The following is a 21,949-nucleotide window of genomic DNA, read 5'->3' on the forward strand; positions in this document are numbered from 1 at the left end:
CGGGCACAAAGGCGGTCTGATTTTGAATGCAAAATTCACTATTCAGCCCCCCAAGAAAGATTTGCGGACTTCAGGATCAGCAAGCAGTTCCTTGCCGGTGCCGGTATAGGCATTGCGCCCTTGCACCAGGACATACCCTTTATCTGCAATTTCAAGAGCTTGCCGCGCGTTTTGTTCCACCATCAAAATTGGGATGCCGGTGCGGGCAACCTCAATAATCCGGTCAAATAGTTCGTCCATAACAATCGGAGAAACGCCAGCGGTTGGCTCATCCAACATCAGCACCTTTGGCTGTGTCATCAACGCACGACCAACTGCAACCTGCTGACGCTGTCCACCAGACAGCTCGCCGGCCGCCTGATTGCGCTTGTCCTTTAGGATCGGAAACAGGTGATAGATTTGCTCCATCGTGTCACGGATGTCATCGGTGCGGATGAAAGCACCCATCTCCAGATTTTCTTCAACCGTGAGAGAAGTGAAAATGTTGCTTGTCTGTGGGACAAAGCCCATTCCCTTGACCACACGGTCTTGCGGGCTGAGGTTGGTGATGTCTTCGCCATCCAGCAGCACCTTGCCAGAACGTACGTTCAGCATACCGAACACTGCTTTCATAGCAGTGGATTTACCGGCACCGTTAGGACCTACGATTACTGCGATCTCACCGCGGTTCACCGCGATTGTACAATCGTGAAGAATGTCCGGGCCCTTGCCATAGCCACCAGTCATGGTGTCACCGATCAGGAACGGACTTCCAGGGGCAGCGGGCTTAACTTCACCGCTGTGCTTTAGTCCGGCTTCCATAGAGCTCATGCCTTCGGTTCTTGTGATCGTCGCGTCCTTGTTACCGCGATCGTCTTGATATGGATTGCCGCTCATGCTCCGGCCTCCAGTTTATCTTTGTTTTTCAAACCTGTTCCCAGGTAAGCTTCGATCACGTGTTCATTTGCCTTGATCTCGTCCAGGGTGCCCTGCGCCAGCACTTTACCTTCGGCCATACAGATGACTGGGTCACACAGGCGACCGATGAACTCCATGTCATGTTCAATCACGACAAAAGTATATCCACGTTCTTCATTCAGGCGCTTGATGGCGTCCGCAATGGTATAGAGCAATGTGCGGTTCACGCCGGCGCCGACTTCGTCGAGGAACACAATCTTGGCATCCACCATCATGGTACGCCCCAGTTCCAGCAGCTTTTTCTGCCCACCCGAGACTTCGCCAGCTTTGAGGTCCGAGATACGTTCGATGGTTAGGAACTCCATCACCTCGTCGGCCTTGGCGCGCAACGCGCGTTCCTCGTCTGCGATACGTTTGCGTCCGAACCAGGTGTTCCACAGGGTTTCGCCAGATTGCCCACCGGGCACCATCATCAGGTTCTCACGACACGACATCGACGAAAACTCATGCGCTATCTGAAATGTGCGCAACAGGCCTTTGTGGAATAATGTATGTGGTGGCAGTCCGGTAATGTCCTCACCATCCATGGTCACACGCCCGGATGTGGGTTGAAGGACGCCCGCAATAACATTGAAAAGAGTGGTTTTTCCGGCTCCGTTCGGGCCGATCAGACCTGTAATGGAACCCTTGGCGATTTCCAGCGTTGCACCATCAACAGCATGGAACCCGCCGAAGTGCTTATGCACGTCCTCGACGACGATCATATCATTTTATCCCCCACTGCGTTTTTTGCAGCTTTTGATTTGGATCAGCCCGAGCAATGCCCGGGCTGTTCTCTTGTTTCAGGTATTCGTCGAAATTAGCGGAACTTGACGGTTTTGTTTTCGCCGTCTGTAACTTCGATTTCACGGTAGGAACCAGCGCTTTCACCTGGCCCGATCAGCTCAACAGCTGATGCACCGACATAATCGATTTCGGTGCCGGCTTTCAGCAATTCCAGACCTTTAGCCAGCTCACCTGGGTAAATCTTTTCACCCGGAGCGTTAGCGACGTCCATGATTTTGGCCCCATAGTCAGCCGGGTCTTTGGAATTGGCTGCCTGCATCGCCAGCATTACCAGCGCTGCGGCGTCATAAGACTCGGGAGAGTAAGGCGAAGAACCGTCAAAGCCAGCTTCTGTTGCCAGGGCAAAATATGCTTCTGCACCTTTACCACCGGAACCAGCGATCTGACCAAATGAACCGTCAAGATCCGCGCCAACATTGGCAGGCAGCGAGTCACCGATCATGCCACCAGGCAGACCAAATTTGTCAAACGCGCCGCTGTCCAGCGACGATTGAATGATACCCAGACCACCTTGGTCAAGATAACCGGCAACAACCAGGATATCACCACCAGCAGAGGCCAAAGCACCCACTTCAGCAGAATAGTCACCTTTACCGTCTTCATGTGCAGCAGAAATGGTGACTTCACCACCTACGGCTTCAAAAGACGTCTTGATCGCGTCCGCCAGCCCCTTGCCATAATCGTTATTTGTATAGGTCAGGGCGATGGATTTGACACCACGGTCTGTCAGAACTTCGGCCATAACCTGACCTTCGCGCGCGTCAGATGGCGCTGTACGGAAGAACAAGCCGTTGTCTTCCATAGTCGACAAGCCAGGCGAAGTCGCCGAAGGCGAGACCATAACCATGCCGTTTGGAATCGCAACGTTCTGCAAAATTGCACCGGTCACACCCGAACAGTCTCCGCCAATGATTCCACTGACACCGTCAGCTAGCATTTTTTCAGCGTTTGCAGTGGACAGGCCGTTGTCGATGCAGCCAGTGTCGGCGCGCATTGGTGTAACAGTAGCAGTATCAAGCAGTGCGCCGGATTTGGTGACCTCAGCCATTGCCAATTCAGCGCCAGCGCCCATCGATGGTGCCAGCGATTCAATTGGGCCGGTAAAGCCAATCAGAATACCAAGCTTTACTTCCTTCGCGTGGCCGCCAGCAAAGGCCGTACCCGCAGTTAGAGCAACGGCAGCGGTAGCCATCAGCAATTTTTTCATTTCTAAACTCCCATTTTTTGGAACATAGCTGTTCAACCCCGACCCTAGGCAAGCTTGGCTAAAAAGAAAAGTATTATCAATATGCGCCGGGCCGTGGTTCAGAAAAGCGAGTGCCGCGACAGTTAGAATTTTTCGCTAGAAGCTCTAATTGGAACAGTAGAGGAGGATGATTTGTTCAAACTCGCCTTTGTCTACGTTGTACTTCTTTGCTTCCGCTCAGCCCAAGCTGAAGTGCTGGAAACGAGCCAGGGAAGACTTGAGCTTACACGCATGGTAGATGGGTTTGATGTCCCCTGGGCAATTGCATTTCTACCAAACCACGGTTTTTTGGTAACCGATCTCAACGGCAGTTTGTACCATGTGAAAGGGTCGCAAAGGCAAATAATTAGGGGCACACCCCGGTCTTTTCATCAAGGGCAAGGTGGGCTTCTCGATGTGATGGTTCCAAATGATTTTTCGAATAGCCGCGAGATCTTTCTGACATATTCAATTCGCCAGAATCGTGGTTCTGGTACAGCGCTGGCAGTTGGGACCTTGAGTTCCGACTTTAGGAGGTTAAAAAATGTCCGTGTGATTTTTGAAACCTCATCAAGTTCCAATACGTCGAGGCACTACGGCTCTCGAGTTGTTGAAGCCCGAGATGGTACTTTATTCATGACGTTAGGAGAACGAGGTGAACATGAGAGCGCACAAGACCTATCGTTACATCAAGGGTCGATTATCCATTTGAATCGGGATGGGACCGTACCGGGGAACAATCCCTTTATTAATATCCCTGAATCACAGAACCTTATATGGTCTTACGGTCACCGGAACCCACAGGGACTTGCTCTCGATAACAAAGGCGGTATCTGGTCCGTAGAACATGGAGCCCAAGGTGGGGACGAAATTAACCGGATCCAGAAGGGGGGCAATTATGGCTGGCCAGTTATATCTTACGGCCGTCACTATTCAGGCGCTAAGATTGGAGAGGGAACCGCAAGGCCAGGAATGCAACAGCCTGCTTGGTACTGGGATCCCTCTATCGCGCCGTCGGGTATGATGATTTATTCGGGTAAGCTTTGGCCAAATTGGCGCGGACATTTTTTTGTCGGATCTTTGAAGTTCGACTATATATCAAGACTTTCCGGCCGTGTTTTGAAGGAACGAGAGCAATTGAAGAGCCCTTTTACAGGTAGAGTACGTGACGTAGTTGAAGCGCCAGACGGTAGCATCTGGTTTGCGTCTGAAACCGACGGAGCCATTTATAGGTTGGCTCCGTCGCGTTAACGTTAGGTTTTGGCGACTTTGACTTGTGAAAGTTAATCAGGTCGGCTGGCGAGAGGCCATGCTCCCACGCTCACGATACGGGGTGGTGTTATAGTGAGACCGATAACATTTGGAAAAATGTGAAGGTGAAGAAAAGCCACAAGCAAGCGCGACGTTGATCACGCTCATATCGGTCTGCATCAATAGGTTTCTGGCCTTTTGCAGGCGTAATTCCATGTAATACCGTTTAGGTGAACGGTTCAGGTAGCGACGAAACAGCCGTTCCAGTTGTCTGGTCGACATACCTACATCCTTGGCCAAGATAGAGGGACTGATCGGTTCTTCTATGTTGGCTTCCATCATTTGAATCACAGTTGAAAGCTTGGGGTGTCTAACACCAATACGGGTCGGTACAGACAATCGTTGACTGTCCTGATCAGTACGGATTGAGGAATAGATCAATTGATCGGCAACCGCATTTGCCAGTTCTTCACCGTGATCGGTCGCAATCAATTTAAGCATCAAATCAATAGAGGATGTTCCACCGGCAGTGGTCATTCTCTTACCATCTAAGACATAAACTGATTTGGTAAGCTCTACCTCATCGAATTCTTCAGAAAAGCTGTCGGCATTTTCCCAGTGAATGGTCGCTTTCTTGCCGTCAAGCAAGCCAGCCTTGGCCAAGGCGAATGCGGCGGTACAGAGACCACCAACCAACAACCCTTTTCGTGATTCTCGACGTAGCCAGCCAAGCAGCTTTTTTGTGGTGGCATGCTGCACCTCGATGCCGCCACATAGCAGGATAGTATCGTCACGCTGCAGGTCAGACAGATCCTGATCCAAACGAAATGAAGTGCCGGCCGAACATGTAACGTAGTCACCACCTTCGCCAGCCAGGACCCATGAATACAAGTCCTTGCCGCTCATACGGTTGGCAATTCGCAGGCTTTCCAATGCCGCTGAAAAACAGAGCATTGAAAATTTATCCATTAAAACAAAGACAAACCGACGTGGCCGATCTGTATCGCTGTCAATTTCGACAAGCTGACGTTGCTCTTGCATGGCGCAAGTATCCTTAATGAGTCGGGGGCCTCTTAGGTGATAAACCAAGGGAGCATAAGTCACGGTGCTCACAGCTTTGAAGCCACGTCAAGTAGGCGTAATTCCTAACTGGTCACAAAGGTTTGGTTTTAGTATAGAGAAACCTCAAATTACTTAAGACCTCAGATGTGGAGATAGAGCTATGAGTGAGTGGCAAAAATCGAACTGGCGCGCCAAACCGCGGGTTCAAATGCCTGACTATACCGACGCTGATGCCCTTGCGGGCGTTGAGGCGCAGCTCTCGAATTATCCACCTTTGGTTTTTGCCGGTGAGGCCAGACGCCTGAAACAGCACCTTGGAGCAGCAGGGCGCGGTGAAGCATTCTTGCTGCAAGGCGGAGATTGTGCCGAGAGTTTTGAGCAGTTTAGCGGGAATAACATCCGCGATACCTTTAAGGTTATGCTGCAAATGGCGATGGTTTTGACCTATGGTGCCAAAGTGCCGGTGATTAAACTCGGTCGTATGGCTGGTCAGTTCGCCAAACCTCGTAGCGCGCCGACCGAAACCATCAACGGTGTAGAGCTGCCAAGCTACCGCGGCGATATTATCAATGATCTTGCTTTCACCAAAGAAAGCCGAATTCCAAACCCAAACAAGATGTTGCAGGCTTATACTCAAGCTGCCGCGACATTGAACTTGCTGCGTGCGTTTTCAACCGGCGGCTATGCGGATGTAAACCAGGTGCATGCGTGGACACTTGGGTTTACTGAATCCGGTAAGGCCGAGAAATATCGTGAAGTTGCTAGTCGTATCAGCGACACGCTGGACTTCATGAAGGCAGCCGGAGTAACCCAAGACACCGCGCATACATTGCAGTCGGTTGAGTTCTACACCAGCCACGAAGGTTTGCTTCTTGAGTATGAAGAGGCACTGACGGTTCGGGATTCTATCTCGGGTAAATGGTTGGCTGGGTCAGGCCACATGCTTTGGATTGGTGACCGCACACGTCAACCGGATGGCGCACACGTGGAATTCTGCCGCGGTGTCCTAAACCCAATTGGCCTGAAATGTGGTCCGACAACAACAGCAGAGGATCTCAAGGTATTGATGTCCAAACTGAATCCAGAAAATGAAGAGGGTAAACTTACCCTGATTGCGCGGTTTGGGGCAGGCGGCGTTGGCGAAAATCTTCCGCGCCTGATTAAGGCCGTGGGCGAAGAAGGCGCTAACGTTACTTGGGTTTGTGATCCGATGCACGGCAATACAATCAAGTCGTCAACAGGTTACAAAACCCGTCCGTTCGAAAGTGTTCTGCGTGAAGTGCGTGAATTCTTTGCTGTGCACAGCGCTGAAGGAACAGTGCCTGGTGGCGTGCATTTTGAAATGACTGGTCAAGATGTGACTGAATGCACCGGCGGTGTACGCGCTGTAACTGATGAAGATCTAAGCGATCGCTATCATACAGCCTGTGACCCTCGCCTTAATGCAAGTCAATCTTTGGAGCTTGCCTTTTTGGTGGCGGAAGAGCTGTCGAACCATCGAGTTCAGCGCAAAGCCCGTCAGGTTAGCTGAGAGAGCTAACTCTATTTACTTCGGAAATGTCCGGCGGAAACGTCGGGCATTTTTTTCTGTGTTGCTTTCATTGGAATTTTCAAAGACCAATGGCCTCAAAAGAAAACGCCCCGGGGTTCTCCTCGGGGCGCGGTTGTTCCAAGAGCTATGACCAGCGACTTGAACCAATAACAATATATTAACAGATTGCCGGGTTTGGATCAATCCCGGCTGACGACCAAGCGTAGATGCGGCGCCCGATTTTGCTTCGAATTTGATTGATCTTCGGGCTTTTTCGACGGTTGGCGAGCGTCATCCATGATTTGGCGGCTTTTTCTCGCCAATTTACGGGCCTCATCCATCACGCTCCGTTCGTCACCAAATTTCGCTTGAGTTTCCGCAAACCCTGGGTTGACCTCGTTGGTAGATACCAACGACGCACTCGGAGTGGTTTTTTTCTGATCCGGCGTTGATGCTTTAACAGGGCGCAGTTCTGTTGAAACGACATCAAAACGCTGGGACGATTTTGTTGGGTTCCCTTCGGAAACAAAAACACCCAATGCCCGGCTGACGTCGCCAAGATCACTCCGCAATGGCAACATGAGCATGCGGGCTTCTTGTGCGGGATGGCTACGGCTAGCCACAGTTGTAAGTGTCAGTTCAACAATCGACGGAGTATCAAACATATGTTCAAGAGCGGCGCTGACTTGCTTGCGGGCGGTCGGTGTAAAGAACGCAGTCAAGGGCATGCCTCGAACTTCCATACCCGCCATTTCGTTCAATTTTTGACCTGCCAGACGAAAGCGAGCAATGCCGGGAGCGATGCGTTCTACGACAAAAGTTTGGCTCAGGATGTTTTCTAATCCGCGTGGATCGATTTGAGACCGGTTCGGAACTTCATCACCGTGGCGCAGCGCTGACCAATATGCCTCGGCCTGACGGATGGGAGATAGGGAACTACCAGAACGGAAACGATCCATTGAAATCACCTTGTTTTGCTCTGAATTACGCTCAGACCCTGTGCGGCTACCAAAAAACATATCCAATCCCTCCGTTCGCATCTGACTTCATTCCTGGTTTCACCAGAGCAAACTCGCTCTTTCTGATTAGTTCCGGAATGGTTACCTTGGAGTTAATATGTCACAATCTAGTTCAACTTTGGACTAAATCTTAATCCAATGGTTAATATCTCAGATCGAGCCAAATTAACCATAATCGGCATTATGGCTTAGCATCTGACCTTGTACAGCCCTTGTCCATGGTTTTAGGTGCTGAACGTGTAGTCACCCAAATGAAAAGGAACCCGCGCATGACTTTGCGATCAATGACTGGTTTTGCGTCATCCCAGGGAAGCTTGGGACCTCACAGCTGGAGCTGGGAAATACGCTCGGTTAATGCCAAGGGGCTGGATCTTCGACTTAGAGTCCCTGACTGGCTGGAAGGTTTGGAAACACAACTGCGCAGCCAACTGGCTATGGCTTTGGCGCGCGGGAATGTGTCTTTGGCTCTGCGTGTGTCACGTTCCGATGACGGTGATTCACATCTGGAATTAAACGCAGCTGCTGTGTCCTCTATTTTGCAGGCTGTTCAGGAAATTGAGACAGCAGCGGCCTCTGCGAACATCAAGCTTTCTGCAACCAGCGCCGCAGACATTCTGTCACAACGAGGCGTTTTGGAGCTATCAAATATCCAAGACGATCCTGCGCCGCTTGTTAAAGAATTGACCAGTGAATTCGCAACACTTGTGGCAGAATTCGTTCAAATGCGTGTTGCAGAGGGTGCTGCTCTCGCAGAAATATTAACCAACCAGTTGGCCCAAATTGAGCAGATAACTGCTGTCGCAGCAGAGAAAGCAGAGGCTCGAAAGCCTCTCGTAGCGGCTGCGCTACAGTCAAATCTAGCGAAAGTTTTAGACAATTCCGATGGCGCTGACTCCGATCGCGTTGCTCAGGAACTTGCTATTTTGGCAGTGAAATCGGATGTAACTGAAGAAATTGACCGATTGGGCGCGCATGTTGCTGCTGCGCGTGATTTGATAACCAAAGGTGGAGCTGTTGGCCGCAAGTTCGATTTTCTAATGCAAGAATTCAACCGAGAGGCTAACACTCTGTGCTCAAAGGCACAGAACAGTAATCTGACGGCTTCTGGGCTAGAGCTAAAGGCCATCATAGACCAGATGCGTGAGCAGGTCCAAAACGTTGAATGAGAATAAGGAGAGCACACCATGGCGCATCGGCGCGGCCTACTAATCATCCTATCGTCACCATCGGGTGCTGGAAAATCAACACTAGCCAAACGGCTGATGGAGTGGGATCCGAGCCTGGAGTTCTCAGTATCAGCCACGACACGGAAGCCCCGGCCGGGCGAAGAGCATGGGATGGACTACTACTTCCTCGATGAAAAGGAATTTAAGCAACAAGCCATAGATGGCGAAATGCTTGAGCACGCGCATGTTTTTGGTAATTTCTACGGCTCTCCAGCAGGCCCGGTTAAGGAAACGATAGATTCTGGTCAGGATGTTCTGTTTGACGTGGACTGGCAGGGGGAAATTCAGATCCGAAATTCCGACCTAGGCAAACACGCACTTTCGATCTTCATTCTCCCTCCCTCAATCAGAGAACTACGCAGACGTCTGGAAACACGCGCTCAGGATAGTGCCGATGTTATCAGTAAGCGCATGCTCAAAAGTTGGGATGAGATCAGCCATTGGGGGTACTATGACTATGTACTGATCAATGATGATCTTGATGAAACAGAAGAACGCTTAAAGACCATCGTCCAAGCTGAACGGATGCGGCGTATTCAGCAGCCAGCTCTGACTCAACACGTTCGGTCTCTACAAACTGAGTTTGAGGAGCAACAATGACCATTTATGCTCTCGGTGACAATAAACCGGAAATTCACAGCGACACCTGGATTGCTCCCGACGCCAATCTGGTTGGCAAAGTCGTAGTAGAGCATGGGTCTTCGGTTTGGTTTGGCTGCACAGTTCGCGCCGATCATGAGGAGATCCGGATCGGGGCAGGATCGAATGTTCAAGAAAACTGCGTCATGCATATTGATGCAGGTTTCCCACTGACAATTGGCCGAAACTGCACCATTGGACACAAGGTCATGCTGCATGGCTGTACGATAGGCGACAACACCTTGATTGGTATGGGCGCCATTGTTCTGAACGGCGCCAAAATCGGCAGGAATTGCTTAATTGGTGCGGGCGCCTTGATTACCGAGAATAAGGAAATTCCAGATAATTCTTTGGTCATGGGGTCTCCTGGTAAAGTCGTACGTTCAGTTGATGCTGAATTGGAAAGAAGTTTGACCGACAGTGCGCTGCATTATCAAGAGAATATGCGGCGGTTTAGGTCTGAATTGAAAAAGGTATAGAGCGTGCGTAACTCCAAAGGTTCAATGATGCGGCCCGATCCGCTCCCAACCAGTGTCAGCCACCCGGTTGTGACGCCACTTAGCCCATCTGTGGTATATGCAAGTGAAACCCCAGATGAGCTTGACGCCCAATATGAGGGCAGGGTGCAGGGCTACACGTATTCACGCGAAGGTCACCCCAATGCCGATGTCGTGGCCAAGCGTCTGGACGCAATGGAGGGGATATCGGGAGGCATAGTAACCAGTTCGGGTATGGCGGCCGTTTCCGCGGTAGTTTTAGGTCTACTAAAAGCGGGCGATCATGTAATCGGCGCTAATCAACTATACGGTCGATCATTGCGGTTAATGAAGGAAGATCTGCCAAGATTGGGCATGTCAACCAGCCTGGTTGACCCAGGCGATGTTCAGGCGGTAAAAGCCGAAATTAACCCTGAAACCAAAATGATATTGGTAGAAGTTGTTTCTAACCCAACACTGTCCGTCGCTGATATCAAAGGGTTGGCGAAGCTTTGTGAACAAGAGGGCATTCTTTTTGTTGTAGATAATACCTTCACAACGCCTCGTGGGTTTAGACCATTCGATCATGGCGCTGATATCGTAATCCATTCAATCACCAAGCTATTGGCTGGGCACTCGGATGTGATGCTAGGTTATGCTGTGGCTCGCGACCAAGCGATAAATGATCAGATGCGGGTGTTTGCTATAACCACCGGAATGACCCCCAGTCCTTTCGATTGTTGGCTGGCAGAGCGAGGCATGTTGTCGTTTGAATTGAGGTTCGACCGAACCCAGGAAACAGCTGCACTATTGGCGGATCATTTAGCAGGTTTGCCCGGAGTAAAACGGGTTCTTTACCCGACGCGACATGACCACCCTGATAATGGCTTAGCAACTGAGCTTCTTGGGGTAAGTGGCTGTAATATGGTTAGTTTTGAGTTGACAGGTGGACGGACAGCAGCCAATATTTTCACGCGTGAGGCTGATGGTTTGAATTTTGCCCCAACACTTGGCGATGTGGGTACGACCTTGTCACATCCGGCGTCCTCATCACATCGTGGGCTGACAGAAGTTGAGCGGATGAAACTAGGCCTCAGCGAAGGTTTCTTTCGAGTTTCAGTCGGTCTTGAAGATCCCGAGCCTCTTTTAGCCGTGTTCACCCATGCGGTGAACACGGCCACGTGTTAGTTACATTGGGCAGGTATACAGGCCGCTAAACAAACCAAACGAGGGGCCAATGTCGCAAAATTTGATTGATGGTTTTCTAGCAGCCGTTCCTCTACCTTCACTGCTGGTAGACCAGAGTGAACGTATACTTGGGTCAAACTCCGAAGTTTCAGAACTGTTCGGTATGAAAATACGCGGCCGCCATTTTGCGACCGTCTTGCGACAGCCTGGGGTGATCAGTGCGATTGAAGCCTGCCTTAAGGATCAAAAAGCGCGTAATACACAGCATTTGTCCAATAATAGGTCACAGGAGACCTCACATGAGCTTACATTGCGCTATGTTTCTGGCATCGGGGAGGGAAACAAAGGTGCAGTGCTTCTAACTTTTGTGGACGTCACAGAACGCGTGCAAGCTAACCACATGCGGCGTGATTTTGTTGCCAACGTCAGCCATGAGTTGCGCACTCCACTGACGGCATTGATGGGTTTCATTGAAACCCTGCGCGGGGCCGCAAAGGATGATGCAAACGCCCGGGATCGGTTCCTATCTATCATGGAGGGTGAGGCAAGCCGGATGAACCGTCTGGTTGGAGATTTATTGTCCTTGAACCGCGTTGAAAGCCAGGAAAGGGTCCGGCCAAGGACACAAGTGGACCTGTCAGCTTTGTTAAGATCGACTTTGTTGTCTTTGGAACCACTCGCTAAATCGAGCAGTGTCGAGCTGATCCTGAATGCCAGCAGTGATACAGTAACGGTCTTGGGGGATCCTGATCAACTGCAGCAGGTTTTTACAAATCTAGTTGAAAATGCCATCAAATACGGCGGGGATGAAGTTCAGGTTAAACTGTTAACGAACGACCGTGATCCGGCTTTGCGCTGTTCCGCAGTAACGGTTCAAGTGATAGACAACGGACCCGGTATCGACTCGATCCATTTGCCGCGTCTAACGGAAAGATTTTATCGTGCAGACAATCATCGCTCACGCGAATTAGGCGGTACCGGTCTAGGTCTTGCTATTGTCAAACATATTACAAATCGTCACCGGGGTAGGTTTCGTGTGGAGAGCGTGCTGGGGCAGGGATCTCGTTTCTGTGTCACGCTCCCGCTGTAGCGCTTCAACATCTTATTATTGATAGAATCGAACTGTTTGTTTCGGAATTTAGCAAACGGACCTTTGGCAAACCAAACTCAAGATGAAAAAGGTTCATGAACGCGTGTTTTTTTCAGACTTTCGTCTACTTTGTCATACGTCTGTTACATCGCCGTCACAAAAGTCTCACGCAGCCCCATTAACAGTGGCGGTAAGATCATCATGGGATGATCGACTTTTATTCTGCTCAAGGAAACATGAGATGTCCTTTGTGAAATTGTCTACTTCTGCCCTGGCCATTGCCACCGTAACTGCATCTGCTGCAAGCGCCCGAGACCAAGTTCAAGTTGCAGGTTCTTCTACTGTTCTGCCTTACGCTTCGATCGTTGCTGAAGCCTTCGGAGAAAATTTTGACTTTCCGACACCTGTTGTTGAATCCGGAGGGTCTTCTGCCGGTCTGAAACGTTTTTGTGAAGGTGTTGGTGAAAACACCATCGATGTGGCAAATGCTTCACGCAAAATTAAAGATAAAGAAATTGCCAAATGTGCTGAACAGGGTGTGACCGATATCATCGAAGTCCGCATCGGTTATGATGGGATCGTGTTTGCGAGCGATATTCACGGCAATTCATTTGAATTCACACCTACGGACTGGTTCCTAGCCCTTTCTAACGAGGTACTGGTTGACGGGCAGATGGTGGCCAACTCTGCGAAAACCTGGGCCGACGTGAACGCCAATTTCCCGGCGCAGTCGATTCAGGCGTTTATCCCTGGTACAAAGCACGGTACCCGCGAAGTGTTTGAAGACAAAGTTATCTTGGCCGGTTGTGAAGCCACTGGCGCGTTTGACTTTCTGTTGGAAGCTGCCGAAGGTGACAGCGCCAAGGCCAAGAAAAAAGCCGCTGAAAAAGCATGTATCTCTTTGCGGACTGACGGTCGTTCGGTCGACATCGACGGTGACTACACCGAAACACTGGCGCGCATAGAAAGCAACCAAGACGGAATAGGTGTCTTTGGTCTGGCTTTCTATGAAAACAACACAGACAAGCTACAGGTCGCGACTATGTCCGGGATCGTTCCATCGACAGAAAGCATTGCAACCGGTGAATACCCGGTTTCACGCCCACTGTTCTTCTACGTCAAAAAAGCCCACATCGGCGTCATCCCCGGCCTGAAAGAATACACAGAGTTCTTCGTGGCTGATGAAGTCGCCGGCCCCGACGGACCATTGGCTGAATATGGTTTGGTCTCAGATCCAGAGCTTGAGAAAACTCAGGAATCCGTTTCCGAAGAAACTATCCTGGGTGGTGCCTCCTAATCGGTAATCCGATTGAAAAACCAAACCGGGGCGAAGTTTTTGCCCCGGTCACGAGCTGAACCACATCCCCTTGCCCCGACATCCCGATGGAGCTGTTGATGACCACTTTCTGGCTAATCTCCTGTTTGATCCTGTTGTCCACCGCCGGCTTTGCCCTTGGGCGCCATCGCGCTTTGGTGTCGGCCGGTGGGCAAGTAAGGAACCTTCATTCCTTGCCGTCCTATTATGGGACAAATGTCGCTCTATCGATTTCGGTTCCACCTTTGGCTGTTCTTTCCGTTTGGCTGCTTGCACAGCCGTTGTTTATCGAATCTCACGTTGCGGCGATGATCCCGTTGGAAATGATTCCGGAAAATGTCAATCTTAGCCTTGTGATGAGCGACGTCCGCCGAGTTTCTGAAGGGCTGGATATCGCAATATACCAAGGACTTATGTCTGCTGGTGAAGTTGAGATTTTGGATTCCGAAGCTTCTGATCTGCGGGGCCGTCTTGGCGACTTAGGGATTGCGCTGGGATCTGACGTGCGCCCCGAGATCTTGGATGCCGCACGCCGCTACCGTACTATGTCTCATGATGGTCGCCTGATGATGACCATTGTGGTGGGCTTGTTTGCCTTGGTCGGGTTCTCAAGATCCTATGGCCAAACCGACAAAGATTATCGTGCCCGCAATGCAGTGGAACGTGGGGGGATGGCGTTGCTGATTGTCGCGGCATCGTTGGCGATTTTGACAACGATTGGTATTGTATATTCAATGCTGTTTGAAACCATCAACTTCTTTGGCCTGCACAACTGGCGCGACTTTTTTTTTGGTACAACTTGGGCACCTAATTTCCGAGGAGATAGCGAACTCTCGATACTGCCACTACTCTGGGGTACTCTGTATATCTCCTTTATCGCGCTGTTGGTCGCCGTTCCTATTGGTTTATTTGCGGCGATTTACCTCTCCGAATATGCCAACACCGCCACCCGATCGTTTGCCAAACCACTGCTGGAAATTCTGGCAGGGATCCCAACAATTGTTTACGGGTTGTTCGCACTATTGACGATTGGCCCAATGCTGGTGCGTGTGTTTGGTCGGGGTGACGATGGATTGTTGGGGGTAGAATGGATGACTGGTGCCACCTCGGTTTTGACTGCTGGGTTGGTGATGGGCATCATGCTGATCCCCTTTGTGTCATCGTTGTCAGATGACATCATTAATGCGGTGCCACAATCAATGCGCGATGGCTCTCTTGGGCTAGGCGCGACCAAATCTGAAACAGTTCGGCAAGTGGTAATCCCGGCGGCGCTGCCAGGCATTGTTGGTGCAGTCTTGTTGGCGGCGTCGCGTGCGATTGGTGAAACCATGATTGTCGTCATGGGGGCAGGGGCGATTGCAAATTTTTCGGGCAACCCACTGGAGTCAATGACTACAATTACGACACGTATTGTCAGCCAATTGACTGGCGATACAGATTTCGCCAGTCCTGAAACGCTGGTAGCCTTTGCCTTGGGAATGGCACTCTTCGTGCTGACTTTGGGGCTGAACATTCTGGCGCTGTATATAGTGCGAACTTATCGAGAGCAGTACGACTGATGAGTCATATCACAAAAGAAGCACATGGCGGCTCTTTGTTGGCACAAAGTGCACGTACTAAGAAGCGTAACGCTGCCGAGACCCGGTTCAAGGCGTTTGGAATAGCGGCAATTGCGGTGAGCCTACTGATGTTGTTCGTGCTAGTGACTACCATCATTGGCAAAGGGTGGGGTGCCTATCAGCAAACCTTTATAACGCTGCAGGTCGAATTGCTGGAAAAGAAGCTCGACAAAAAGGGCAACCGCAACCTGTCTGACATCAAAAAGGTGTCGACCTTTGGGTATGCACCACTGATCAAGTCCGCTGTCACCGCAAAAGTTGAAGAGCTGGGCGTTGAAACTGGGTTGAAATCCAAACAGTTAGTGGGCCTTCTCTCTAAAGGTGCCGCAGCACAGTTACGAGATTTTGTCATAAACAATCCGGACCGCATTGGTGACACAGTTGAGTTTCGTTTTCTGGCATCCAGCCGCGTTGATGGATATTTGAAGGGCAGGGTTCATCGAGAAAGCATCGACAACGACAAAAACATCTCTCCTGCGCAGTTGGATCTGGTGGATGCACTGGTGTTGGCTGGTGTGGTTGAAAAGACCTTCAATATTGATTTCATCATCGGTGCAGATGCCTCGGATCAACGACCGGAAGCCGCCGGCATGGGGGTGGCGATGCTGGGCTCGCTGTCAATGATGATGGTAGTACTGGCGCTTTCACTACCGATAGGTGTTGGCGCCTCGATCTATCTTGAGGAATTTGCTCCAAAAAACTGGCTGACTGACATAATCGAGGTGAATATCTCAAACCTCGCGGCTGTTCCGTCGATTGTTTTCGGTATTCTTGGTCTGGCGGTCTTCATCAATTATATGCACTTGCCAATGTCGGCGCCATTGGTTGGCGGTCTGGTGCTGACACTTATGACACTTCCGACCATTATCATATCGACCCGCGCGGCGCTAAGTGCAGTGCCGTCCAGTATTCGTGACGCGGCTCTAGGAATTGGGGCTTCACGCATGCAGGCCGTATTCCATCATGTACTGCCTCTGGCAGCCCCCGGCATACTGACCGGTACAATCATCGGGTTGGCTCAGGCTTTGGGTGAAACTGCGCCGCTACTACTTATTGGAATGGTTGGATTTATCGCCTCAAATGCACCTGACACTATTGCAGAAGGCCTGATGTCACCCAACTCGGCGATGCCAGCGCAGATTTACGAATGGGCCAAGCGGGCAGACCCTGCTTTTTATGAACGTGCTTGGGGAGGTATCATCCTTCTTCTGCTTTTCTTGGTCACCATGAACACGGTTGCGGTAATACTGCGCCGTCGCTTTGAACGCCGCTGGTAGGAAGGGGATAAGCTATGAACGATATGACGCTCTTGGAGCGAAAAGTGGAAACGCAAGACATCAAGATCGAGGCCAGAAATGTGCAGGTCCACTATGGTAATACACATGCGATCAAGGATGTGAACGTTAAGATCGAAGACAAGACTGTTACCGCCTTCATCGGCCCGTCTGGTTGCGGTAAATCGACTTTCTTGCGCTGCATGAACAGAATGAACGACACCATCCAAGCCTGTAAAGTATCAGGGAACATTCTATTGGATGGAGAAGATATTTACGACAAGCGCGTGGATCCGGTGCAACTACGCGCCAAGGTTGGCATGGTGTTTCAGAAACCCAACCCGTTTCCAAAATCGATCTATGACAACGTTGCCTATGGGCCCAAAATTCACGGGCTGTATAATACCAAAAGCGAGTTGGATGAGATCGTAGAAACCGCACTCCGCCGTGCCGCTATCTGGGATGAAGTCAAGGATCGGCTTAACGCTCCTGGAACTGGACTCTCAGGTGGGCAGCAGCAACGGCTCTGTATTGCCCGCGCAGTAGCAACCGCACCTGAGGTGCTCTTAATGGATGAACCCTGTTCTGCGTTGGATCCCATTGCCACCGCACAGGTCGAAGAGCTGATCGACGAATTACGGCAGGGATTTTCCGTGGTGATTGTGACACATTCCATGCAGCAGGCGGCACGCGTGAGCCAGAGAACCGCCTTTTTCCATTTGGGCAACCTTGTGGAGTTTGGCGAGACTGGGCACGTCTTCACTAACCCCCAAGATGCGCGCACCGAAAGCTATATCACCGGCCGTATCGGCTGACCCAAAGGGACGAGACATGGAAGAGCAACACATCGCATCCGCCTTTGACCGCGACCTAGAGGCTATTCAGGCACGGATTATGAAAATGGGCGGGCTGGTCGAGGCCGCAATCATCGACGCGGCGCGGGCCTTGGAAACCAGCGACGAAGAACTGGCGATAGAGGTTCGTAGACGCGACAAAGATATTGATTCATTAGAAGAATTAATCAACGAGGAAGCCGCGAGATTAATTGCTATCCGATCGCCCACAGCCGGTGATTTGCGTCTTGTTCTATCGGTCATGAAGATCTCGGCCAACTTGGAACGCATTGGTGACTACGCAAAGAACATGGCCAAGCGGACCGTGGTACTAGCCCAGGGCCCAACGGTCAGAGAGGGCACATCTGCGCTGCGTCGAATGGCACGCGAGGTTGAGCGGATGCTGAACGACGCACTAGATGCGTACATCCAGCGCGATATTGAGCTAGCAGAAGATGTAATTGCCCGTGATCACGACGTGGACCAGATGTACAATGCTCTGTTTCGAGAGTTCCTTACATTCATGATGGAAGATCCTCGCAACATAACTCCCTGTATGCATTTACATTTCATTGCCAAAAACACCGAGCGAATGGGCGATCACGCCACCGCAATTGCCGAACAGGTCATCTATTTGGTGACTGGCGAACGACCAGATGAAGGCCGCATCAAGGCCGACACCACATCTACCAAAGTTCAGGAGATCTGACAAATGTCAGTGGATCAGCCAACCGTTTTGGTTGTCGAAGACGAAATGGCACAGCGAGAGGTGCTTTGTTACAATCTGGAAGCTGACGGGTTTCGGGTTATCAAGGCTGAAGATGGCGAGGAGGCACTGCTGATCGTCTCGGAGGAGAATCCGGATATCGTATTGTTGGATTGGATGATGCCTAACCTGAGCGGTATAGAAGTTTGCCGGAGGCTGAAGTCACGACCGGAGACTGCTGCCATTCCCATCATTATGCTGTCAGCACGTACCGAAGAAGTTGACAAAGTGCGCGGTTTGGAAACCGGTGCGGATGACTATGTTATCAAACCCTATTCTGTGATCGAACTGATGGCACGAGTACGTACCCAATTGCGACGGGTACGGCCCTCGACCGTGGGTGTTCGATTGTCTTTTGAGGACATCGTTTTGGATACTGAAACTCACCGAGTAAGTCGTGCAAAACAAAAGTTGAAGCTAGGTCCTACTGAGTTCCGCTTGCTTACGACCTTCATGGAAAAACCGGGGCGTGTTTGGAGCAGGGAGCAATTGCTCGACCGCGTATGGGGTAGGGATATCTATGTCGACACAAGAACTGTCGATGTGCATATTGGTCGACTGCGTAAGGCATTAGGTCAATTTGGAGGAGATGACCCTCTGCGGACCGTCCGTGGGGCCGGATACTCTCTTGGATAACGTGTCTTAACTGTACAAAACAGTACACATTAAAAACAGGGTGTTCAGCGCGGTAAAGGATCCTCTGGTTGCGACTTCGTCGCCAACCAATTTCTAAACTTTGTGAGGGCTGCATGGCGGCTCTTCGTTTCAGGCCAGACCAAATAGTATGCACCGCTAGTTTCAATTGGGGTAGGGTGCAAGGCCACCAAACGGCCTGCGGCCAAGTCCTGTTCAACCAGATAGTCTGGCATCAATGCGACCCCTAAACCATGTAAGGCCGCCTGACTAATGGTTGCAAATTGATCATACATCGTCCCTGAAAGAGGCCTCTGAGAGATATCAATCTGACTTGAAAGCCAATGCTTCCAGGCCAATTGGCGCGTTTGGATATGGAGCAGTGGAAGATTCAGAATATCTGCCGGAGAGAAGATTTTTGTTCCACCTAATAACGATGGGGCACACACCGGAAGCAACTGCTCGTGTTTCAATAGCAGTGACTGAGTTCCGGGCCAATCTGCGTGCCCGAAATGTAGTGCTGCATCAAATGGTTCTACTGCAAAGTTGAACTCTTCTAGTCGAGTAGCCATGTTTATTGTAATTTCTGGATGCAATCTCGAAAAATCGGGTAACCTTGGCATCAACCAGCGCATACCAAAAGCAGGGAGAATGGCCAAGCTAAGAGTCCCAGCCAAAGGGGCTGTTTGAACTCTCAAAGTCGCTTGGGAAATTTGTGTTAATGCCTGTCGAACATCTGCTGCGTAGTCCTGCGCGTCTGCGGTCAATGCCAGACGTTTCTTATCCCGAACGATAAGATCCATGCCTAGTTGCTGTTCCAGTGACTGCAACTGTCTGCTTACTGCACTTTGTGTTAGAGACATCTCTTCAGCCACAGCAGAGGCGGATTGCAACCGATCAAGCGATTCAAGGGCCCGTAAAGACGAAATAGACGGGAGTAAACGTCGAGGAGTTTTCATGTATGACTAATACTCATGTTTAGTCGTGAAAGTCTCGCTTTTTCTCTAGGCTCGTCAGAGTTAAAATTCGAGCAAAAGTGAATTTCAATTAGGAGCACGATCAATGACCAATAGCAAACCAGCGCTACGCGCCAAAGATGCACCAGATCTAAACAGTTTTGACTGGACTGATGCACTGCGTGTGACTGACCAGCTGAGTGAAGACGAACGCATGATTGCGGATTCTGCTCGGGCTTACAGTCAAGAAAAGCTACAGCCACGAGTTGACAGCGCATATGCCAATGAAGACTGCGATCCTTCCATTTTCCGTGAAATGGGAGACATGGGATTGTTGGGGACTACAATTCCGGAAGAATACGGCGGATTGGGCGGCAGCTATGTTGCATATGGCCTGGTCGCGCGTGAGGTGGAACGAGTGGATTCCGGATATCGATCAATGATGTCTGTTCAGAGTTCGCTCGTCATGTATCCTATCTATGCCTATGGCAGTGAAGAGCAGCGACAAAAATACTTGCCAAAACTCGCAACTGGTGAGTCGATCGGTTGCTTTGGTTTAACAGAACCTGATGCAGGTTCAGATCCAGCTGGTATGAAAACACGTGCTGAAAAGACAAAGAACGGCTACAGGCTAACCGGGTCAAAAATGTGGATCTCAAATGCTCCGATCGCGGATGTGTTTGTCGTTTGGGCTAAGTCTGAAGAACACGGAAACAAGATCCGCGGCTTCATCCTGGAAAAGGGAATGAAAGGGCTGAGTGCGCCGAAGATTGAAAACAAGATGTCACTGCGGGCCTCGATCACAGGTGAGATTGTGATGGACGGTGTCGAAATCGATGCAGACGCGTTGCTACCAAATGTAGAGGGTTTGAAGGGACCATTCGGGTGCTTGAACCGCGCACGCTACGGGATCAGCTGGGGCGCACTTGGTGCAGCAGAGGCATGCTGGCACGCAGCAAGGCAATATGGACTTGATCGGCACCAGTTCAATCGGCCGCTGGCACAGACCCAGTTATTCCAGCTGAAGCTTGCAAACATGCAAACTGAGATAACACTAGGCCTACAAGCATCACTGCAAGTTGGACGTCTGATGGACCAAGCCAAAGCTGCCCCCGAAATGATTTCGATCGTAAAGCGGAACAACTGCGGCAAAGCCCTTGAAATCGCGCGCCATGCCCGAGACATGCATGGTGGCAATGGAATTTCTCTTGAGTTCCAAGTGATCCGCCACATGATGAATCTGGAAACGGTCAATACATATGAAGGAACACACGATGTTCATGCCTTGATCCTTGGACGCGCTCAAACTGGCCTTCAAGCATTCTTCTAACATTCGTCAGAACCTCGTTGGTCCTTGTTCATTGACTAAGGGCCAGCGGGTATCCTTAGGTGACGGTGCGTGCGCAAGCACATTAAACGAGTATATGGGCGTTTTGGTCGCCTTAAAAGATTTCGCATAATCGGTATTATGTTTCATTATTGGGGTGCGACGTTGAACGTTACGAAGATTTTCAGCCTAGTCGCTCATCAGTTTTGTAATTATGCTCCAAGTGTCAATTTAATTTGATAAAAGACAAGTATTTCATAAGCACCCTTTAGACTTTTGGGATTGACTGTCATAAACCGTTCCTAATTGAATGCACAAGGATCTAATTGAAATGCGTAGCATCTTGGTTTTGAACGGCCCAAATCTCAATTTACTTGGGACTAGACAGCCAGAAGTCTACGGCTCGGTTACTTTGGATATGATTGAAGGGATGTGCGTCGAGCACGCAATGACTCTGGGTATTCAAGTTGTTTGCCAGCAATCTAACCACGAAGGAGTTCTTATCGACGCAATCCATGCTGCCAAAGGAAACCATCAGGGTATTATTTTGAATGCTGGTGCCTATACGCATACGTCCATAGCCCTCATGGACGCTCTCGCGTCGGTTGAGTTACCTTGTGTCGAGGTGCATCTGTCAAATATTCACTCTCGAGAAGACTTTCGGCATGTGTCTTACGTTTCAAAGATCGCAATCGGACAAATCTGTGGACTTGGGCCGCAGGGCTATACAATGGCAATCAGCGCTTTGATCTCTCACCTTGAAGAGCCTGGTTGAA

At 50.4% G+C, this 21,949-nt stretch carries 21 protein-coding genes; 15 read left to right on the forward strand and 6 right to left on the reverse strand.

Annotated features, from left to right (window positions below; translation table 11 throughout):
• Window positions 1–42: 42 nt before the first annotated feature.
• The 3 genes from DL239_RS17205 to DL239_RS17215 all read right to left on the reverse strand — a co-directional run bounded on the left by DL239_RS17205 (window position 43) and on the right by DL239_RS17215 (window position 2,950).
• Window positions 43–876 carry an ABC transporter ATP-binding protein gene (locus DL239_RS17205; protein ID WP_167685343.1) on the reverse strand — a complete coding sequence of 278 codons (834 nt, stop codon included), beginning with the start codon at window positions 874–876 and terminating at the stop codon, window positions 43–45.
• Window positions 873–1,661 (reverse strand): ABC transporter ATP-binding protein, encoded by a 789-nt coding sequence (locus DL239_RS17210; protein WP_167685344.1) that lies wholly within the window; start codon window positions 1,659–1,661, stop codon window positions 873–875. Before DL239_RS17210 ends, DL239_RS17205 begins: the two co-directional genes overlap by 4 nt.
• A gap of 95 nt (window positions 1,662–1,756) precedes the next feature.
• On the reverse strand, window positions 1,757–2,950 hold the full coding sequence (locus DL239_RS17215) for an ABC transporter substrate-binding protein (protein WP_167685345.1): 1,194 nt from the start codon (window positions 2,948–2,950) through the stop codon (window positions 1,757–1,759).
• A 171-nt stretch (window positions 2,951–3,121) separates the two neighbouring features.
• On the opposite strand from DL239_RS17215, the gene DL239_RS17220 reads away from it, so the two are divergent.
• Entirely contained in the window at window positions 3,122–4,219 is a 1,098-nt protein-coding gene (locus DL239_RS17220) for a PQQ-dependent sugar dehydrogenase (protein WP_240931933.1), read from the forward strand.
• A 36-nt stretch (window positions 4,220–4,255) separates the two neighbouring features.
• Here DL239_RS17220 and DL239_RS17225 read toward each other — a convergent pair whose 3' ends face one another.
• Window positions 4,256–5,260: a GlxA family transcriptional regulator gene (locus DL239_RS17225; protein ID WP_167685402.1), complete on the reverse strand. Its 1,005-nt coding sequence runs from the start codon at window positions 5,258–5,260 to the stop codon at window positions 4,256–4,258.
• Between the two features lie 181 nt (window positions 5,261–5,441).
• Here DL239_RS17225 and DL239_RS17230 point away from each other — a divergent pair, with 181 nt between their 5' ends.
• The gene (locus DL239_RS17230) at window positions 5,442–6,812 is read left to right on the forward strand and encodes a class II 3-deoxy-7-phosphoheptulonate synthase (RefSeq protein WP_167685346.1); all 1,371 of its coding nucleotides are present in this window, start codon (window positions 5,442–5,444) and stop codon (window positions 6,810–6,812) included.
• 200 nt (window positions 6,813–7,012) lie between these two features.
• Here DL239_RS17230 and DL239_RS17235 read toward each other — a convergent pair whose 3' ends face one another.
• A complete protein-coding gene (locus DL239_RS17235) occupies window positions 7,013–7,831 on the reverse strand; it encodes a PAS domain-containing protein (RefSeq protein ID WP_167685347.1) in 819 nt (272 codons plus the stop codon).
• A 269-nt stretch (window positions 7,832–8,100) separates the two neighbouring features.
• Between DL239_RS17235 and DL239_RS17240 the strand changes: the two genes are divergently transcribed.
• From DL239_RS17240 to phoB, 11 genes are all read left to right on the forward strand, one after another.
• A complete protein-coding gene (locus DL239_RS17240; protein WP_167685348.1) occupies window positions 8,101–8,997 on the forward strand; it encodes a YicC/YloC family endoribonuclease in 897 nt (298 codons plus the stop codon).
• An 18-nt stretch (window positions 8,998–9,015) separates the two neighbouring features.
• Window positions 9,016–9,657, forward strand: coding sequence for a guanylate kinase (gmk, locus tag DL239_RS17245; protein WP_167685349.1), 642 nt, complete (start codon window positions 9,016–9,018; stop codon window positions 9,655–9,657).
• The gene (locus DL239_RS17250) at window positions 9,654–10,175 is read left to right on the forward strand and encodes a gamma carbonic anhydrase family protein (protein ID WP_167685350.1); all 522 of its coding nucleotides are present in this window, start codon (window positions 9,654–9,656) and stop codon (window positions 10,173–10,175) included. The genes gmk and DL239_RS17250 overlap by 4 nt, the downstream gene beginning before the upstream one ends.
• Window positions 10,176–10,202: 27 nt before the next feature.
• Window positions 10,203–11,360, forward strand: coding sequence for a trans-sulfuration enzyme family protein (locus DL239_RS17255; RefSeq protein WP_167685403.1), 1,158 nt, complete (start codon window positions 10,203–10,205; stop codon window positions 11,358–11,360).
• Between the two features lie 49 nt (window positions 11,361–11,409).
• Window positions 11,410–12,450, forward strand: a complete 1,041-nt coding sequence (locus tag DL239_RS17260; protein ID WP_167685351.1) for a sensor histidine kinase — start codon at window positions 11,410–11,412, stop codon at window positions 12,448–12,450.
• Between the two features lie 241 nt (window positions 12,451–12,691).
• Window positions 12,692–13,747 carry a substrate-binding domain-containing protein gene (locus DL239_RS17265; RefSeq protein ID WP_167685352.1) on the forward strand — a complete coding sequence of 352 codons (1,056 nt, stop codon included), beginning with the start codon at window positions 12,692–12,694 and terminating at the stop codon, window positions 13,745–13,747.
• Between the two features lie 98 nt (window positions 13,748–13,845).
• Window positions 13,846–15,324: a phosphate ABC transporter permease subunit PstC gene (pstC, locus tag DL239_RS17270; protein WP_167685353.1), complete on the forward strand. Its 1,479-nt coding sequence runs from the start codon at window positions 13,846–13,848 to the stop codon at window positions 15,322–15,324.
• The gene (gene pstA / locus DL239_RS17275; RefSeq protein WP_167685354.1) at window positions 15,324–16,661 is read left to right on the forward strand and encodes a phosphate ABC transporter permease PstA; all 1,338 of its coding nucleotides are present in this window, start codon (window positions 15,324–15,326) and stop codon (window positions 16,659–16,661) included. The genes pstC and pstA overlap by 1 nt, the downstream gene beginning before the upstream one ends.
• A gap of 14 nt (window positions 16,662–16,675) precedes the next feature.
• Window positions 16,676–17,473, forward strand: a complete 798-nt coding sequence (pstB, locus tag DL239_RS17280) for a phosphate ABC transporter ATP-binding protein PstB (protein WP_167685355.1) — start codon at window positions 16,676–16,678, stop codon at window positions 17,471–17,473.
• A 16-nt stretch (window positions 17,474–17,489) separates the two neighbouring features.
• Entirely contained in the window at window positions 17,490–18,200 is a 711-nt protein-coding gene (phoU, locus tag DL239_RS17285; RefSeq protein WP_167685356.1) for a phosphate signaling complex protein PhoU, read from the forward strand.
• Between the two features lie 3 nt (window positions 18,201–18,203).
• Window positions 18,204–18,893: a phosphate regulon transcriptional regulator PhoB gene (phoB, locus tag DL239_RS17290; RefSeq protein ID WP_167685357.1), complete on the forward strand. Its 690-nt coding sequence runs from the start codon at window positions 18,204–18,206 to the stop codon at window positions 18,891–18,893.
• 44 nt (window positions 18,894–18,937) lie between these two features.
• Here phoB and DL239_RS17295 read toward each other — a convergent pair whose 3' ends face one another.
• A complete protein-coding gene (locus DL239_RS17295; RefSeq protein ID WP_167685358.1) occupies window positions 18,938–19,849 on the reverse strand; it encodes a LysR family transcriptional regulator in 912 nt (303 codons plus the stop codon).
• Between the two features lie 103 nt (window positions 19,850–19,952).
• On the opposite strand from DL239_RS17295, the gene DL239_RS17300 reads away from it, so the two are divergent.
• Window positions 19,953–21,176, forward strand: a complete 1,224-nt coding sequence (locus DL239_RS17300; RefSeq protein WP_167685359.1) for an acyl-CoA dehydrogenase — start codon at window positions 19,953–19,955, stop codon at window positions 21,174–21,176.
• A gap of 328 nt (window positions 21,177–21,504) precedes the next feature.
• Window positions 21,505–21,948 (forward strand): type II 3-dehydroquinate dehydratase, encoded by a 444-nt coding sequence (gene aroQ, locus DL239_RS17305; RefSeq protein WP_167685404.1) that lies wholly within the window; start codon window positions 21,505–21,507, stop codon window positions 21,946–21,948.
• Window position 21,949 lies beyond the last annotated feature (1 nt).

The sequence above is a fragment of the Parasedimentitalea denitrificans genome, assembly GCF_011813015.1.
GTDB classification, from domain to species: domain Bacteria; phylum Pseudomonadota; class Alphaproteobacteria; order Rhodobacterales; family Rhodobacteraceae; genus Parasedimentitalea; species Parasedimentitalea denitrificans.